General features: G+C 23.7%; 5 protein-coding genes. All 5 read right to left on the bottom strand.

What is annotated here, in order from left to right; all coding sequences use genetic code 11:
* Positions 1 to 72: 72 nt before the first annotated feature.
* A complete protein-coding gene (locus BGI41_RS07605) occupies positions 73 to 807 on the bottom strand; it encodes a hypothetical protein (RefSeq protein WP_088540096.1) in 735 nt (244 codons plus the stop codon).
* 349 nt (positions 808 to 1,156) lie between these two features.
* On the bottom strand, positions 1,157 to 1,426 hold the full coding sequence (locus BGI41_RS07600; RefSeq protein ID WP_088540095.1) for an elongation factor 1-beta: 270 nt from the start codon (positions 1,424 to 1,426) through the stop codon (positions 1,157 to 1,159).
* Between the two features lie 25 nt (positions 1,427 to 1,451).
* A complete protein-coding gene (locus BGI41_RS07595) occupies positions 1,452 to 1,613 on the bottom strand; it encodes a zinc finger domain-containing protein (protein WP_042708299.1) in 162 nt (53 codons plus the stop codon).
* Position 1,614: 1 nt separating this feature from the next.
* Positions 1,615 to 2,292 (bottom strand): delta 1-pyrroline-5-carboxylate synthetase, encoded by a 678-nt coding sequence (locus BGI41_RS07590; RefSeq protein WP_255377154.1) that lies wholly within the window; start codon positions 2,290 to 2,292, stop codon positions 1,615 to 1,617.
* Entirely contained in the window at positions 2,293 to 2,631 is a 339-nt protein-coding gene (gene pth2, locus BGI41_RS07585; protein WP_088540094.1) for an aminoacyl-tRNA hydrolase, read from the bottom strand.
* Between the last annotated feature and the right edge of the window lie 134 nt (positions 2,632 to 2,765).

Here is a 2,765-nt window from a genome sequence, read left to right as displayed (position 1 = left end):
ATTTTAAAATATAAATTAATAAAATACCATTTAAAAATAATTAGATGAAAAAAATAAAAATATTTAAATTAATTAGAATATAGAACCATGAGACATCTTTTTCATCTTTTTATCATATTTTGATTTAATTGTATCATAATCTTTATCAAAGAAAGGACATTTTTCAATACAAATTTCACACCCTTCATGAAAACCAATACATTTATCTTCAATAAGATTACCTTTATGATCAAATGCTTTTTCTGGACAGTGCATATTACATTTACCACAACTCATACAATATTCAATAATCCAATTTAAACCTTTACCTCTTACTTTTGGTAAATTAGAAATATTTGTTGAAATTGCAAATATTTTAGGTGCAGGCCCTTCTTTAAATATAACTGCTTTACTTCTTCCAATTATACCAGTTTTAGAATCTTCAGCACATCTTTTAATTTCATCTTCTAATTCAATTGGATCTACAATTTCTGCAAAAAAACCATTTTTTCTTAGAAAGTCAGATAATTTATAAACTTCTTTTATTTTTTCATTAAATTCATTAAGTAATCCTTCACTTTCATAGAATTCAGTTTTTAATCTTAAAAATCTTGGATCTAAATTAGTTCTAAGAAGAATAATATTTTTTGCTTCTTCAGGAAATTTATTTTTAATTCTAAAATTAATACTACTATAACTTATTCCAGTAAAACCTAATTCTTTAGCATAATTTTCAAATTCTTGAAGTAAATCAGTATCAATTTGTGATTTAAACTCTTTTGGATTTTTTATTTCTGATAAATCATTTATATCTAATTCCCCAAACATACAATCAGACTCTATTTTATTAATCTTAATCTTATTAATTATTTAACTATTATATAATCCAATATAATTAAAGTTTTAGTTTTTAATAATAAGTTTTAATAATGTATATTTTTATAAATAAAGTCAAAAATTAGCTAATATTATTAATAAAAAGATATTTATCAAAATATAGTAAAATAAAGTACTTATTTTAGTTAAAAATATTGTTCTATCATTAACGAATGAATTAAAAAATTATAAAATAAATAATTAAAATAAAAAAATAAAAAAAGTCAAAAATAGCTAAAAAATAAAAAAAAATTATAAAAATAAATGAAATTAAAAGAATTAAATAAATTCAATGTAGAATTTACATTAATCTTCTAATATCAGTCATTTCAGTACTTGCAACTTTATCTAAAGATCCAATAGATTCTTCAGTAGCTTCAGTTCCACCTTCAGCATCTTCAACAATAAAGACAACATTTAATGCAACTAAACCAAAAGCAATTGGTTCTTCAGTAATTTCGTGTAATTCTGCATTTTCAGGAATTACATTTTTAATATCAGTTTTTAAAGCTTCTAAATCCACTTCAGGACTTTCTGGCATAACTTTTAAAGTTGCTGCAACTTCTCCCATAATATCTCCTCAACAATAATTAAATTTATGGTCCTTCAAAACCACAGTCACAAACATAAGAATGACCAAAAGTACGACATTTCTCACATCTTGCAATAACTTTTCCACATACTGGACATTTAAATTGTACAAATGGTTCAGTTTGTGGAATTTCTTGTTTACATGATTGACATATAATTTTTTCCATATTAAACACCTTTAATATACGTATATTTAAAATTGTAATCTTTGGGATTAATATTATTTACTATACAATATACCCTTTCTGGATATTTCCCATTTACAATAAAACAATCAGCCCCGAACTTAATTAATAACGAAGGAAGCATTAAATCTATTGATGTTTCATCAAAAGTTAGTAGTTTTTTTGCATCAATTTTTTCAATGAATTTTGAACCTTTCGTTTTAGGTCTTCGGGTATATATACCATTTACATTTGTAACTATTAAAAGTTTTGCATTTAGAAGGTATGCAATATATGCAGATATTGAATCAGAACTTACATCCCATGATTTTTCAAATGGTCTATATTCTTTTAAAATTTCACTACAAATAAGTATAGGTATATTTCCATTATCAGAAACTTTTCTAGCATCATCTATTGAATATACAATATTACAATGATTTACTTTATCATTAAGTAATTTAGATATAATTGTCATACATTCAATAGCAGTTTCATCAGTTATTTCTGGAGAAAAATGTTTACTCTTATCATATCTACGTATAAGATTTGCAAACTCGCCACCACCAGTAATAATAAGTGAATTTGTTCCTTTTAACTTTTCTGCTACTTTAATCGCATCAGTTGGAAAAAGACTACCTCCAATTTTTACAACCCATTCAATAATAATATCACCATACAATTATAATAATTTTAAATCTCCAGTAATTTTATCAATAATTTCATCTTCATCAGGACCAATACCTAAACATGTAATTGTAGATTTTGGTATTTGTGTTCTACCTGCATCAGTAATTAAACAATTTGAAACATTATTCTTTTTTGCAATTTCTTTAAGTTCAAATAAATCTTCAACAGAAGGAACTTTTAATACAACTTTAGCTGATGCTTCATTTTCCCATTTTCTTATTTTATCTTTATCTGTTTTTTTATATGAGCCAATTGCAGCATGACAACATTGTGCAGCTATTTTACCTTTACCCATTTTTAAATCAGTTCTTACAACAATAGCTTGTTTCATTTTATCCTCTTTATATTTCTAATAAATAAAAATTATATATGAATATTATAAATTTAATACAAAATAAATTTAAATCATACTAAAATCCAAGATACACATAATAAACCAATACAAAATAAATTTAAATCATACAA

The sequence above is a fragment of the Methanobrevibacter sp. 87.7 genome (assembly GCF_002208625.1).
In the GTDB taxonomy this organism is placed as follows: domain Archaea; phylum Methanobacteriota; class Methanobacteria; order Methanobacteriales; family Methanobacteriaceae; genus Methanarmilla.
Note: the sequence above shows the minus strand (reverse complement) of the source record. Positions and strands in the feature narration are given on the sequence as shown.